The sequence below is a fragment of the Paractinoplanes deccanensis genome (genome assembly GCF_016862115.1).
Taxonomy (GTDB): domain Bacteria; phylum Actinomycetota; class Actinomycetes; order Mycobacteriales; family Micromonosporaceae; genus Actinoplanes; species Actinoplanes deccanensis.
The window spans coordinates 1-12,919 of sequence record NZ_BOMI01000145.1; the positions used below are offsets into that span (position 1 = coordinate 1).

Here is a 12,919-nt window from a genome sequence, read left to right on the forward strand (position 1 = left end):
GCCGGCGCATGCGGCGGCCGGGCTGAAGGAGACGCACCGCTTCACCCACCCCGGCCCGGTGCACGCGGTGGCCATGGACCCTCGCCGCCGGCTCTTCGCGGCCGGCGCGCACGGCGAGATCCTCTGCTGGGACCTCGACCGGGCGCAGGTCTGCCGCTGTTGCCGCCTCCCCGACCGGCCGGCGCCCGTCCGCTCGATCGCTGTCAGCCGGGACGGCCGCTTCGTCGCCGCCGTCCACGACGACCGCCTCGTCCGCCTCTGGGACGTCGAGACCGAGGTCGCCGCGCTCGCCATGCGCGCGCCCGGCGGACAGACCGGCCGCAGCGTGCGCCTCTCCCCCGACGACGCATACCTGGTGATCGGCTGGTCCGGCGGGGTCGCCCAGATCGTCGACCGCTACGGCCGCGAGCGCCTGCGCCTGGTCCACCGCCCCGAGGTCGACGGCGGCGGCCGCCCGCGCCCGCCCGGCGACGTGCACACCGCCGCCTTCAGCCCGGACGGGCGGTGGATCGCCACCGGCGCCGGCGACGGCCTGGTGCGCCTGTTCGGCAGCACCGGCCAGATCGCGACACGCTTCCCCCACCCGCACGCGGTGGTGGACGTGGCGTTCCGCGGCGACGGCCGGATGATCGCCACGGCCGCGGCCGACGGCGTGGTGCGGCTCTGGAACGCCCGCGGCGAGGTGCAGAGCCGGTTCCAGCACGGGGCGCCGGTGAGCGCGGTCGCCTTCACCGCGGACGGGCGCGTGGTGACCGGCGGGGCGGACGGGGTCGCGCGCGTGTGGCACGGCGACGAGCGCGTGCACGCCTGGACCGCCGCCGCCGGACCGATCACCGCCGTGGCCTGCGGCGCCGGGAAGAGCCTGGTCACCGCGCACACCGACCACACCGTACGCATCTGGGAGTTCGCATGACCGACGACGTCGAGCTCTTCGTCAGCTCCCGGCTCCGGCCGGACGAGGTGGCGGGCATCCGCGCCGAGCTGCGGGACTGGGGGTGGGAGCCGCAGGTGCTCCGGATGCCGGCCCGCCGTGGCGCCGCCGAGTTCACCTGGCTGCTGCTGCTCACCGTACCGGCGGAGATCTTCGTGAAGACGGTGCTCGAGCAGCTGGGCAAGCAGGCGTACGAGTCGCTGCGGGGTTTTGTGCAACGCCACCTGGGGCGCGAGGCGACGGGGGACGGCAAGCAGGTCGTCGTCATCGAGGAGGCGGGCACCGGGGCGCAGTTCGGGCTCACCGCGGACCTGCCCCTCGCGGCCTACCAGCAGATGGTCGAGGCGCTCGCGACCGGCGCCGTCGAGGACGGGTTCCGCACGTTCGACCGGAAGCGAGGCCGCTGGACAGCCGACAGCGAGACATAGGAGGCAACGATGACCGACCGTGACGACGCCGCCTGGAACCGGCCCGACGCGCCGCCCCCGAACTGGCAGCAGCCGCCGCCGTCGCAACCGGGTCCCGCGCAGGGCTCCTGGCAGCCCGGCGGTTATCAGCAGCCCGGCGGCTATCAGCCGCCGCAGCCCTACCAGCCGGGGGCGCCCTGGCCGCCGGGCGGTCCACCACCCGCGGCCGAGCGGCCGACCAACACGCTGGCCATCCTGGCGCTGGTCTTCGCGTTCGTCTTCTCGCCGGCCGGCCTGGTGCTCGGCTTCCTGGCCCGCCAGCAGATCCAGCAGCGCAACGAGGGCGGCGAGGGCCTGGCGATGGCCGGCCTGATCATCGGCGCCATCGGAACGCTGGGCTACGTGATCCTCTGCATCGCCTCGGCGTCCACGGGCTACTGACGGACGACCGCACGGGGCACGGCAGGCGGTGTGCCTGCCGTGCCCCACCGGGGTCAGCGAGTGCGCGGGTCGTGGTCGGTGCTGCGGCTGCCGGCCTTGGCCAGGCCGCGGCTGAGCATGTAGCCGATGGTGAGCAGCGTGATGTAGAACCACGCCTTGTCGGCGGCGAAGAAGTCGCCGCCGCTCTCACCGGCCCCGTCACCCGTCACGGCCGAGGCGACCAGCACGCCGATGACGGACAGCAGATAGACGGCGAGCTCGGTGGTCTTGAACGACGGCTTGGTCTCGTCGCCGTGCGGGTGACGCCGGCCGAGGTCGACGTCGCCGGTGGGGGTGTGGGTCACGCTGGCCATGGGGGACTCCATTTCGTCGGTCGGCGCTCACGCCATCGCGCCGTTGACCGCCAGATACCCCCGTGGGCGGATTGACCTACTCACCCCCTCGTCGCACGTTCGGGTGGTTTACGGCGAAACGGTCGGGGGTGCCGTGGTGTAGACGGTGGGGTCGCCCTGTTTCAGCCAGATCTGCGGGTGGTCGATCGGCGTGAAGGAGCGGTCGCCGCCCGGTTCGCGGGTGGTGGGGACGGTGTCGCCGTTGGGCAGATGCATGATGAAGTTGACCGGCTTGGTGTCGTCGGCGAGCGGGATCTCGTACGAGGCCCAGCCGTTCTCGACGCGGGTGGCGGGCCACGGGCGGTCCCAGGCGATCTGGGCGAGGGTCTCCGGCGCCACCGCGTCGCCCCACAGGTGCAGGCCCCAGCCGGTGTAGTCGCCGGCCGGGCGGTGGTAGTGGACGGTGGCGGTGGCCAGCGGCGGGCCCGCGTAGCGCACCGTGCGGATCGGGCTCACCGCGCGGGTGCCGTCGGGCTCGGTGAGCACCGCGCGGTAGCGGACCTGGGTGCCCGCCGCCAGGTTGAGCGGCGCCAGGTCGTCGAAGGCCGTGTAGGCGGGTGACGAGTCGTCGCGGCCGATCGGGGTCCAGGCGGCGCCCGCGACGCTGCGCTCGAAGTGGACCACGTGGGTGGCGCGTTCCGGGTCGGCGACGGCGCGCACCTCGACGGTGCCGCGGACGTTCGCGCCCTCGGCCGGCGCCTCGATGGTCAGCGACGGGGCCGGCACGTGCGCCGAGCGGGCGCCGCTCGTCCTGGTGTGCCCGGCGTTGTCGAGGACCACCGCCCGGTACTGCACCGGCGTGCCGGCGCGCAGGCCGGAGACGTCGTGGAAGACCTGGTAGGGCGCGTTGTCGTCGGTGCCGATCGGCGCCCAGCCGCCGCGGCCGGTCTTGGCGTAGAAGGTGACCTCGGCGAACGACGAGCCGGCGACGGTGGCCGGCACCCGCATGCGTGCCCGGCTCTCCGCGGACGGGGTGGGCTCGCCCAGCGACACCGCGGGGGCCGCCTTCGAGCGCGGGACCCGGTCGGTCATGGCGTAGACGACCGTGGACAGCGGCGGCACGGTGACCGTGATCGTGCGGTCGGCGGCCGAGGTCACGGCGGCCGGGCCGGCGCCGTACACCTTGCCGAACCTCGCCCCGGCGGCGTAGGTCGGGACGGCGGCGGTGCGGGCCTGCTCGCTGTTGTTCAGCGCGACCACGTATTCGCGCTGCTCGGACCGGTCGATCCGGGAGAACGCGTAGATGCCGGCGCTCGCGTCGGCGTAACGGTGCTGGTGGGCGCCGTCGCGCAGCGCGGGGTGGCGGCGGGTCAGCTCGGCGAGGCCGGCGATGCCCTGGTAGAGCGGGTGGGCGGCGACGAAGTTGTCCTGCGCATGGGTCGCGGTGGTGCCCAGCAGGTCGTCGTCGAGGTAGTCGGGCACCCGGCTCGCGAACATCGTCTGGCGGGCGTCCTGGTCGCCGCCGGGGCCGGTGAAGCCCTGCTCGTCGCCGTAGTAGACGACCGGGTTGCCGCGCGAGAGATACATCAGCTCGTGAGCGAGCCGGTCGCGGGCCACCCACTCGGTGTCGCCGGCGCCGGGATTGTCGGCCTGCACGAACGAGCCGATGCGGCCCATGTCGTGGTTTCCGAGGAAGGTCGGCAGCTCATAGACGTTCGAGTCGGCGTCGGTGTACCAGTCGTCGGCGGCGAAGAACGAGCCGAGCGCGGCGGCGCTCTGCCCGCGCGAGGCGAAGTTGCGGGCCGCGTCCTGGAACGGGAAGTCGAGCACCGCCTGCATGCGGTCGCGGGTGGTGAACTGCGAGGTGAAGCTGCGCGAGGTGTCGAAGACCTCGCCGAACATGAAGAACTCCGGCTTGCCCCGCGCGCGGGCGAAGGACAGCACCTCGGGACCGAACTTCTGCCAGAACTCGTCGTTGACGTGCTTCATGGTGTCGATGCGGAAGCCGTCGATGCCGAAGTCGGCGATCCACGCCTTGTAGATGTCGGTCATGCCGCGGACGACGCGGGGGTGCTCGGTGAACAGGTCGTCGAGGCCGAAGAAGTCGCCGTAGAGCGAGTTCTCACCGGTGAAGGTCGTGTCGCCCCGGTTGTGGTAGAGCGTGACGTCGTTGAGCCAGGCGGGCACCTTCAGGTCGCGCTCGGCGGGGTCGAGGACCGGGACGTACGGGAACGAGGTGCGCGGGTCGAGCGCCGGGAAGGACGGCTTGCCCGCGTGATCCCGGTCGTCGAACGGCCGGCCGGCGGCGTCGCGATAGGGCGACACATCCTTCGACACGTACGCCTGGCGCGCGCCCGACTCGTACCCGATGACGTCCGCGGTGTGGTTGGTGATGATGTCGAAGTAGACCTTCATGCCGCGCGCGTGCGCCGCGTCGACCAGCGCCCGCAGCTCGGCGTTGGTGCCCAGGTGGGGATCGATCTGGGTGAAGTCGGTGATCCAGTATCCGTGGTAGCCGGCCGACGGGCCGTCCTCCAGCTGCACGGCCTTGTTCTTGAAGCTCGGCGTCAGCCAGATGGACGTGGTGCCCAGCCCGCGGATGTAGTCGATGCGGCGCAGCAGCCCGGCCAGGTCGCCGCCGTTGTAGAAGCCCTTGCGAGTGGGGTCGAAACCGGAGACCAGCGGGTCGTCGCCGAGGCCGCCGCGGTCGTTCGCGGTGCTGCCGTTGTCGAAGCGGTCGGCCATGACGAAGTAGAAGCTCTCGTCGGTGACCGGCGCGCGCAGCGAGTGGCGGCCCGCCAGACCGCCCCCACCGGCCGTGGCCGCGGGCGCGGAGATCGTCGCGCCGGCCAGCACGGCGGAGATCAGAACGGCGAGCCTTCGACGGATACGCATCGGACCTCCCGGAGACGGCGGGCGCGTCATCGACCGTAGTGGATGATCGACCCGCGTACCAGGGGTTTCGCCAGGTGAGGCAAGCTGCTGGCGGGGGTGATTCGCGTGCTGGACCGCGACGTGGAACGCGGCGTGCTCGACCGGATGCTGGCCGAGGTGCGCGAGGGACGCAGCGGCGCGCTGCTGCTGGTCGGCGAGCCCGGCGCCGGCAAGACCGCGCTGCTGGACTGGCGGGTGTCGGCGGCGCCCGGCGTGCGGATCGCGCGGGTCACCGGCGTGGAGTCCGAGGGCGAGCTGCCGTACTCGGCACTGCACCAGCTCTGCGGCCGGATGCTCGGCCACCTCGACCGGCTGCCGGCTCCGCAGGCGGACGCGCTGGCCATCACGTTCGGGCTGCGCGACGGGCCGGCGCCGGACCTGCTGCTGGTGAGCCTCGCCGTCCTGACGCTGCTGGCCGAGGTGGCGGCCGAGCGGCCGCTGGTGGCGATCGTCGACGACGCGCAATGGCTCGACACCGCCTCGGCGCGGGTGCTCGGCGTGGTCGCGCGCCGGCTCCAGTCCGAGTCGGTGCTGATCCTTTTCGCGGCCCGCGAGCGGCCGCGGGAGCTGCGCGGCGTCGCCGAGCTGCCGGTGCCGGGCCTGCCCGAGCACGAGGCCCGCGAGCTGCTGCGGTCCGTGATCACCTGGCCGTTGGACGCGCACGTGCGGGAAGCGGTGCTGGCGGAGGCGCGCGGCATCCCGCTGGCCCTGCTGGAGCTGCCGGTCGGCCTGTCACCGGTGTGCCTGGCCGGCGGCTTCCGGCTGCCCGGCGCCCTGCCGCTGACCGGGCGGATCGAGGAGAGCTTCCGCCGCCGCATCGACGCGCTGCCGGCGGACACGCGGCTGTTGCTGCTGATCGCCGCCGCGGACCCGAGCGGCAACGCGGCGCTGCTGTGGCGGGCGGCCGGCCTGCTCGGTCTCGGCGCCGGCACGAGCGACGCCGCGCACGACGCCGGGCTGGTGACCATCGGCGTCACGGTGACCTTCCGGCACACGCTGGTCCGGTCGGCCGTCTACCGGGCGGCGTCGCCGGCGGACCGGCGGCGGGCGCACGCCGCGCTGGCCGAGGCGACCGACGCGAGCGCCGACCCGGACCGGCGCGCCTGGCACCGGGCGGAGGCCGCGGCCGGCCCGGACGAGGCGGTCGCGGCCGAGCTGGAGGCGTCCGCCGAGCGGGCCCGGTCGCGCGGCGGGCTGGCGGCGGCCGCCGCGTTCCTCGAGCGGGCGGCCGAGCTGACCGCCGATCCGGCCGCGCGGGCCGACCGCAGCGTCTCCGCGGCCCGCGCGAAATATCAGGCCGGCGATCGGGAGGCCGCGTCGGCGCTGCTGGCCCTCGCCGCGTCCGGACCGCCGGACGAGCTGCGCGCGGCGCGGATCGGCCTGCTGGCCGGCCAGATGGCGTTCGCCTCCCCGCACAGCGGCGACGGTCCCGGTCTGCTGCTCGACACGGCCGGCCGGCTGGAGCGGCACGACACCGTCCTGGCCCGCGACACCTATCTGGACGCGCTGACCGCCGCCGTGTACGCGGGCCGCTTCGCCACCACGGCCGGGCTCCCCCAGGTGGCCGCCGCGGCACGCGCCGCCCCGCCGGCCGCCGGGCCGTCGCGCCCGGCCGACCGGCTGCTCGACGGGTTGAGCCGCCTGTACACCGACGGCTACGCCGCGGGCGTCCCGCTGGTGCGCGAGGCCGTGTCGGCCTTCCGGACAGCGGAGCTCAGCGTCGAGGAGGCGCTCCGCTGGCTCTACGTGGCCTGCCACAGCGCACACGACATCTGGGACGACGACGGCTGGCTGGCGCTCTCGTCCCGCTATGTGCGGACGGCCCGCGAGACCGGCGCGCTGTCGCTGCTGCCGATCGCTCTCAGCGCGCGCATCGGCATGCACCTGCACGCGGGCGAGTTCGCCGAGGCGGCCGCGCTGGCCGAGGAGATCGCGACCATCACCGCCGCGACCGGCGACACCCTGCCGGCGTACGGCGCGCTGGCGCTCAGCGGGTGGCAGGGGCGCACGGCGGAGGTGTCGCGGCTGGCGCCGGTGGTGCTCGACGTGGTGGCCGCGCGCGGCGAGGGCATGGGCCTGACGCTCGTGCAGCACACGCTCGCCGTGCTGCACAACGGGCTGGGCCGCTTCGGCGAGGCGCTGGCCGCCGCGGAGGTGGCCACCGCCTCACCGCACGAGACCGGGTTCACCAACTGGGCGCTCGCCGAGCTGGTCGAGGCGGCCGTCCGTACGGGCGACCGGAATCGTGCGGAACAGGCTCTCGAACGGCTCGCCGCCACCACCGGCCCGAGCGGCACCGAGTGGAGCCTCGGCGTCGAGGCGCGCTCCCGGGCGCTGGTCGCCGGCGACGCGGCCGCGGAAGATCTCCACCGGGAGGCGATCGACCGGCTCGGCCGCAGCCGCGGCGCCGTCGCCCAGGCCCGGGCCGTGCTGGTGTACGGGGAGTGGCTGAGCCGGCAGGACCGGGTCGACCAGGCCCGGGCCACGCTGCGGGACGCGCACGACCGGTTCGCCGCGATCGGCGCCGGCGCCTTCGCCCGGCGTGCCCTCACCGCGCTCACCTTCGTCGGCGGCGAGGTGCTGCCGCGCGCCGCGCCGAGCCGGGCCACCCTGACCGAGCAGGAGCTGACCATCGCCCGGCGCGCCCGGGAGGGCCGCTCCAACCCCGAGATCGGCGCGGAGCTGTTCCTCAGCGCGCGGACCGTCGAATGGCACCTGCGCAAGGTCTACACCAAGCTCGGCATCCGCGGGCGCCGCGAGCTGAGATCCGCCGACCTCGCGCCGCACCTGCCGGAAAGCGGCTGACCGCGCGAGTCGTCATCGCGACAGATCAGCTGTCGTTTCGCCGGACGCGGCGAGGATGACAACGATGACTGTGCACATCCGGGGGCATTCCACGGTCGCCGACCGGGCGGGCGACGGCCCGCTCGACCACCTGCGCACGATGATCGGGGCGCTGCCGGTGCCCACCTCGCCGCTGACGTTCCCGAGCCGCGAGGCAGCGCTCGGGCTGGCGCTGATGGACCTGTCGTTCCGGCTCGACCACCTGCCGCGACTCTCGGAGCACCTGACGCTCATGGACCGCGGGCACATGAGCCGCACGATCAGCGTCGACGTCGACCTGGACGTCATCTCGGGCCGCCTGCGCGACACGCTCCAGGTGCCGGGCGACGCGATGCCGGGCGGCCGCGCGTCGCTGTGGGTGCCGGTGTCGCGCTACAGCCGCCGCGACCTGGCGCCCGTGGTGATCCGCGACTCGAACGGCGACGTCGTGCCGCGGCTCTCGCACCGCGACGCCAACCGGGTCACCGCCGCCGCCTTCGTCAAGCTGCTCTTCATGCTGATCAACGCGCACGAGGACGTCTCGGCGCCGGGCAGCCCGATCCACCAGCTGCGGCACACCCACCAGCGGTCGCGCTGGCTGGTCGAGGCGGCGATCACCGAGCTCGTCATGGTCGGGTCGCCGGCCGGCCAGCGGCTGCACACCCCGCTCGACCACGCCGAGCTGCCGGCGCCTCGCGCGTCCGGGGGCGGTTCGCGGGCCGTACGGGATCTGGCGCTCGAAGGTCTGGACGCGCTCTTCCCGGCGGACGGCCGAGGCCAGCCGGTCCCGTTCGCCCGCCTGCTCCAACTGGCCGTCCGGCAGTACATCCTGGTCGCGCAGCTGGGTCTCGACCGTCCGCGCCGCTTCCTCACCTGGGAGGCGCCGCTGCTGCCCGCCCAGCACCGTCCCGCGCCGCTGCAGACGCTGGCCAAGAACGTGCTGCCGATCAACCGCGAGTTCGTGGTGGAGTACGAGACCGAGATCCCGCGCTCGGTCAAGGCGTACCACCTGACCCTGGAGGTGCGGCAGGAGATCAGCGTGCGGCGGTTCCTGATGTCCAGCGACGTCGACGAGGAGTTCGTCGAGGTGCTCGCCCAGGACCTGGAGTCGGTGGCGCGGCGGGTGGACCGGCTCGGCGGTCACCACAAGCTGCTCGAGCTCGAGATGCAGGGCATCGCGTCGCGGCTGGCCGAGCTGGGCCGGCGGCGGCTGGTCGACCTGGCCGCCTACGAGGCGTACCTCGCCCGCCTGCCGATCCCGGTCGGTCCCGGCTCCGCACCGCCGAGCAGGCGGCTCACCGCCGACGAGGTCCTCGCCGCGCTGTCGGCCGGCGACTGCTCGCTCGACGTGCTCGCCGCCTTCTGCGCGCACTACGCCGCCGACGGCATGCAGCACCTGGCCCGGAGCCCGCTCGCCGGCCCGGCCCTGCTCGCCGTCGCCGCCGGTCTGCGCGCCGCGCAGGTGGGCCGCGACGTCACCACCGACAACGACCCGCGCGAGCACGGCGCCCACGCGAACTGGCGCCGCCCCTCGGCCGATCTCAGTCCTCAGTCGACCGAGCCGGTGCGGGTCTTCGCCTTCATGGCCCTCGCCGACGAGGCGCCGGCCCTGATCGAGAGCATCACCCGGATGGTGGCCGGCCTCGCCATGATGGTGCTGGCGATCGGCACGCTGTTGTCGGGCGGGCTGGCCTGGCTCTACTCGCCGGACGTCGCCGAGGACTTCGCGCCCGAGCAGGCGGACGCCGTCGTCGCGGTGCTGCTGCTGGTGCCCGGCCTGCTCCTGGCCCGGCTCGACCTGCCGAGCACCAAGTCGGTGCTGGGCCAGCTGCACAAGTTCCAGCGGACGCTCGCCGCCGCCTCGGTCGTGGTCACCACCGCGCTGGCGATCGCGGTCGGCACGGTGCACTCCGACCGCGAGATGACGCGGCTGTTCCAGCTCGCGCTGGCCGTGCTGATCGTCATCCTGATCTGCTGCCTGTGCGAGTTCTCCGCCCGGCGCCGGCACCGCAGCAGCTCGGTGCCGCGCTCGGCGCGGGTGCCCCGCTGGCTGCGCGACGCCCGCGGGGCCAAGCGGCGCAACGCCGAGCCGGACGACTTCTTCGACGCGCGCGGCGAGGTGTGAGATGACCCAGCCCGCGAACTCCACGAAGTCGTCCGAGCTGGCCCGGATCGCGGCGGAGGCGGCCGGCACCCACTTCTCCTCCGTGGAGTTCACGCTCACCCACAGCGCGGCCAACGGCTCGCTGCCGGCGTCGCTCGCCGACCCGGACAAGGACCCGAACGCCTGGCCCACCGACTTCTGCCACTTCTCCGCCGCCGGGCTGTCGGTCTCGACGTCGACCTGGCCGTCGGCGATGTCGGCGTTCAGCGGCCGGGTGCAGGTCGGCCTCGTCGGCCAGGAGGAGCGCGGCGAGACCTACACGTACACCGGGCACGCCGTGCCCAATCCGGGCTTCCTCAACCAGTCCACCCGCAAGGTCGAGGTCATCATCACGCTCGGCACCGCGCACTGGTCGCCCACCTACCGCGAGGCGCTCATGCAGGCGCTGATCATCGAACGGCTCACCGGGCTGGCCGCCGAACGCGACGTGCCGGTGCTGCACCTGCACGCGCCGGTCGCGCCGGTCCCGCAGACGACCCGGTCCGAGCGCGGCGACGGGTCCAACGAGCGGCTGCGCGACGCGATCGGGCCGTGCCTGCGGTTCTCGGTCGGGGTGGATCCCGCCATGTCCGGTACGAGGCTCGACTTCGAGACCGAGCTGGCCGCGCTCGCCGAGGAGTACGGTTTCGGCCTCAAGCTCGACGACCAGCGCCTCAACCGGGTGCGCGGCGAATGGTTCACGATCCGCGGATTCGACCGGGAGCGCCACCGCCAGGCGCGCAACAGGCTGTTCCCCGAGGCGCCGCCGCAGACCCCGAGGCGCGCGGTCATCGCGACCGTCGTCGGCCCCTCCCGCGCCGGCACGACCGCGGCGGCGGTGGGCGCGCTGCGCAGCCGCGGCATCGGGGTGCTGGCCGCGTCCATCTCCAGCATGCGCAAGACGACGTTCATCAACCTGGTGCTGCCGGTCGCCGCGGACGTGCCGGGGACGTTGCCGCAGTGGTCGGGCGGCTGGCTCGACGCGCTGCCGAGGCTGGGCGAGTGCACCGGCCACCGGCTCGACGAGGCGGGGCCGTCCGGGGAGAGCCCGATCGCGGATTGGAAGGTGGCGATCAGCCCGGCCATGCGCTGCTCGTACCCGCCGTCGAGCCAGCAGACCGGCGCCACGATCACCGGCCGGGTGCCGTACCCCATCTGGTTGTGGTGGCAGCTCCCGCACCGCACCGTCGACACCCCGGCGCTGCTGGCGGAGGCCCAGGCCGCCCTGCGGCCACACACCCGGCGGTGCGAGATCGCCTATGCCCAGTCGCGGTTGTGCCGAGGCGATGTCGTACGCGGGCGCGCGAAGCTGATCGTCATGCTCTCCCAGGAGCACCGCGACCACGCGGCTGTGCAGCGCCTGCTGACCGACGCCACCGAGGCGGCCCAGCTGCGTATCCGGGAACGGTTGCCGGCGCTCGGCTGTGTCGACCCGAGCAAGGTACGGCTGCGGTTGTCGCCACGGGAGCGCTGGCTCACGTACGCGGGGATCTCCGCCTGAACACGGCCACCCGCTCGCCGCCGAAGACCGGCAGGTCGCGCCCGGAGAGCCAGGCCCGGTAGTCCTCGCCACCCAGATCGGCCAACGGCTCCAGGCCGTGCCCGTCCAGGACGCGGGCCAGCTCGGCCGGCTCGAAGGCGGTGCGCCACCGCAGCCGGCGCGCCCAGGCGGCATTGCGGGGATCCTCGGCGACCGCACGCGGCATGTAGGTCAGCACGAACCGGCTGCCCGCCGGCAGGCTCGCCGCGTACGCGAGCACGGAGTCGACGGCGTCCCGCGGCAGATACATGGTCACCGCCTCACAGAGCAGCAGCGTGGGACGGTCCCGGTCGATCGCGGCCACGTCGCCCGGACGCTGCCCGGCGAGGTCGATCGGCGCGTACCGCACGTGCTCGGGCAGCCGGCCCAGCACCCGCAGCACCGCGGACTTCTTCATCCGCTGCACGGCGGGCAGGTCCAGCTCCCACACGCGCGCCGCCCCCATCCCGGCCAAGCGATAGGGACGCGTGTCCATCCCCGCCCCGAGGATCACCACCTGCGTGACGCCTTCCGCGAGCGCTTCCCGGCACGCCTCGTCGATCGCCCGGGTACGGCACACGACCGCGCCGTAGAAGCCCGGCCCCACCCGCTCCAGCAGGCGCAGGAAGACACTCCGCAGCACCCGGTGGCGAGCCACGACCGCCGGCCACCCACTCAGGAACCGCTCGGCCAGCGGATCGTCGAAAAGCGGCCGTGCGGCATGCCCCTCCAGCGCCCGCATCATGCCGGCCCCCGACGCGGTCCGCTCGGCACTCACGACACACGCACCGGCGTGAAGCCCATGGCGAGATAGAGCCGCCGCGCAGCCGGGTTGTCGGTGCTCACGACGACGACCTCGGCGCCCAGCTCCCCCGCCACCCGCGCCAGCGCCTCGGTGGCGATCCGCCCGTATCCGCGCCGGCGGTGCGCGGCGAGCGTGGCGATGCCGGCCAGTTCGGTGACACCGTCCCTGATCGGCAGCATCATCCCCCCGGCGACCGCGGTGCCGCCCACCCGCACGGTCACCGTCCGCGCGCCGCGCATCTGCGGCCGGAAGGCCTCCGCCTGCGCCTCGCTCACCTCCGGCGCCGCCGGGTCGAAACCTCGTTCGTTGACCTCGAGATTTTCCCGCAGCAGCGCCGCCGGCGCGTCCTCGCCGAGCACGACCACCTCGACCCCCGCCGGCGGAGGCCCGGCCGCGGCCGGCGGCCCGGCGAGCATCAACAGGTCGCCGTCGCCGGGACGGTAGGCCAGCGCACGTTCCCCATGGGTCTGCACCCCTCCAGCCTCCGGCCCGTGTCAATGGGTTTCCCCAGACGCCGGTGGCGCGGCTCTGCCAGATTGCCACGGCCGGGGCCGCCGAGGCCGCGGAGCCGTAGGGTGGGATCC

The 12,919-nt window shown here is 74.2% G+C and carries 10 protein-coding genes; 6 read left to right on the plus strand and 4 right to left on the minus strand.

Annotated features, from left to right (window positions below; genetic code table 11):
* From Ade02nite_RS34775 to Ade02nite_RS34785, 3 genes are all read left to right on the plus strand, one after another.
* Window positions 1-913 (plus strand): WD40 repeat domain-containing protein (locus Ade02nite_RS34775; RefSeq protein WP_369076678.1); only part of this gene is annotated, 913 nt, incomplete at its 5' end.
* Window positions 910-1,359 (plus strand): hypothetical protein, encoded by a 450-nt coding sequence (locus Ade02nite_RS34780; protein WP_203773101.1) that lies wholly within the window; start codon window positions 910-912, stop codon window positions 1,357-1,359. The genes Ade02nite_RS34775 and Ade02nite_RS34780, both read left to right, overlap by 4 nt.
* A gap of 9 nt (window positions 1,360-1,368) precedes the next feature.
* Entirely contained in the window at window positions 1,369-1,779 is a 411-nt protein-coding gene (locus tag Ade02nite_RS34785) for a DUF4190 domain-containing protein (protein WP_203773103.1), read from the plus strand.
* A gap of 53 nt (window positions 1,780-1,832) precedes the next feature.
* Here Ade02nite_RS34785 and Ade02nite_RS34790 read toward each other — a convergent pair whose 3' ends face one another.
* The gene (locus tag Ade02nite_RS34790) at window positions 1,833-2,132 is read right to left on the minus strand and encodes a hypothetical protein (RefSeq protein WP_203773105.1); all 300 of its coding nucleotides are present in this window, start codon (window positions 2,130-2,132) and stop codon (window positions 1,833-1,835) included.
* Between the two features lie 108 nt (window positions 2,133-2,240).
* Window positions 2,241-5,006, minus strand: coding sequence for an alpha-amylase family glycosyl hydrolase (locus tag Ade02nite_RS34795; protein ID WP_203773107.1), 2,766 nt, complete (start codon window positions 5,004-5,006; stop codon window positions 2,241-2,243).
* Between the two features lie 105 nt (window positions 5,007-5,111).
* Between Ade02nite_RS34795 and Ade02nite_RS34800 the strand changes: the two genes are divergently transcribed.
* The 3 genes from Ade02nite_RS34800 to Ade02nite_RS34810 all read left to right on the plus strand — a co-directional run bounded on the left by Ade02nite_RS34800 (window position 5,112) and on the right by Ade02nite_RS34810 (window position 11,512).
* A complete protein-coding gene (locus tag Ade02nite_RS34800; RefSeq protein WP_275409970.1) occupies window positions 5,112-7,850 on the plus strand; it encodes an ATP-binding protein in 2,739 nt (912 codons plus the stop codon).
* A 64-nt stretch (window positions 7,851-7,914) separates the two neighbouring features.
* Window positions 7,915-9,993: a hypothetical protein gene (locus Ade02nite_RS34805; RefSeq protein ID WP_203773109.1), complete on the plus strand. Its 2,079-nt coding sequence runs from the start codon at window positions 7,915-7,917 to the stop codon at window positions 9,991-9,993.
* Between the two features lies 1 nt (window position 9,994).
* Window positions 9,995-11,512: a hypothetical protein gene (locus Ade02nite_RS34810; protein WP_203773111.1), complete on the plus strand. Its 1,518-nt coding sequence runs from the start codon at window positions 9,995-9,997 to the stop codon at window positions 11,510-11,512.
* On the opposite strand, the gene Ade02nite_RS34815 is transcribed toward Ade02nite_RS34810, so the two are convergent.
* The gene (locus Ade02nite_RS34815; protein ID WP_203773113.1) at window positions 11,487-12,308 is read right to left on the minus strand and encodes a class I SAM-dependent methyltransferase; all 822 of its coding nucleotides are present in this window, start codon (window positions 12,306-12,308) and stop codon (window positions 11,487-11,489) included. The genes Ade02nite_RS34810 and Ade02nite_RS34815 overlap by 26 nt on opposite strands.
* The gene (locus Ade02nite_RS34820) at window positions 12,305-12,808 is read right to left on the minus strand and encodes a GNAT family N-acetyltransferase (RefSeq protein ID WP_203773115.1); all 504 of its coding nucleotides are present in this window, start codon (window positions 12,806-12,808) and stop codon (window positions 12,305-12,307) included. The genes Ade02nite_RS34815 and Ade02nite_RS34820 overlap by 4 nt, the downstream gene beginning before the upstream one ends.
* Window positions 12,809-12,919: the final 111 nt, after the last annotated feature.

Bases quoted from the DNA above. Each gene is read 5' to 3' on its own strand.
- Ade02nite_RS34795 (WP_203773107.1), bottom strand. From the start codon at position 5,006: ATGCGTATCCGTCGAAGGCTCGCCGTTCTGATCTCCGCCGTGCTGGCC.
- Ade02nite_RS34810 (WP_203773111.1), top strand. From the start codon at position 9,995: ATGACCCAGCCCGCGAACTCCACGAAGTCGTCCGAGCTGGCCCGGATC.
- Ade02nite_RS34805 (WP_203773109.1), top strand. From the start codon at position 7,915: ATGACTGTGCACATCCGGGGGCATTCCACGGTCGCCGACCGGGCGGGC.
- Ade02nite_RS34785 (WP_203773103.1), top strand. From the start codon at position 1,369: ATGACCGACCGTGACGACGCCGCCTGGAACCGGCCCGACGCGCCGCCC.
- Ade02nite_RS34780 (WP_203773101.1), top strand. From the start codon at position 910: ATGACCGACGACGTCGAGCTCTTCGTCAGCTCCCGGCTCCGGCCGGAC.
- Ade02nite_RS34790 (WP_203773105.1), bottom strand. From the start codon at position 2,132: ATGGCCAGCGTGACCCACACCCCCACCGGCGACGTCGACCTCGGCCGG.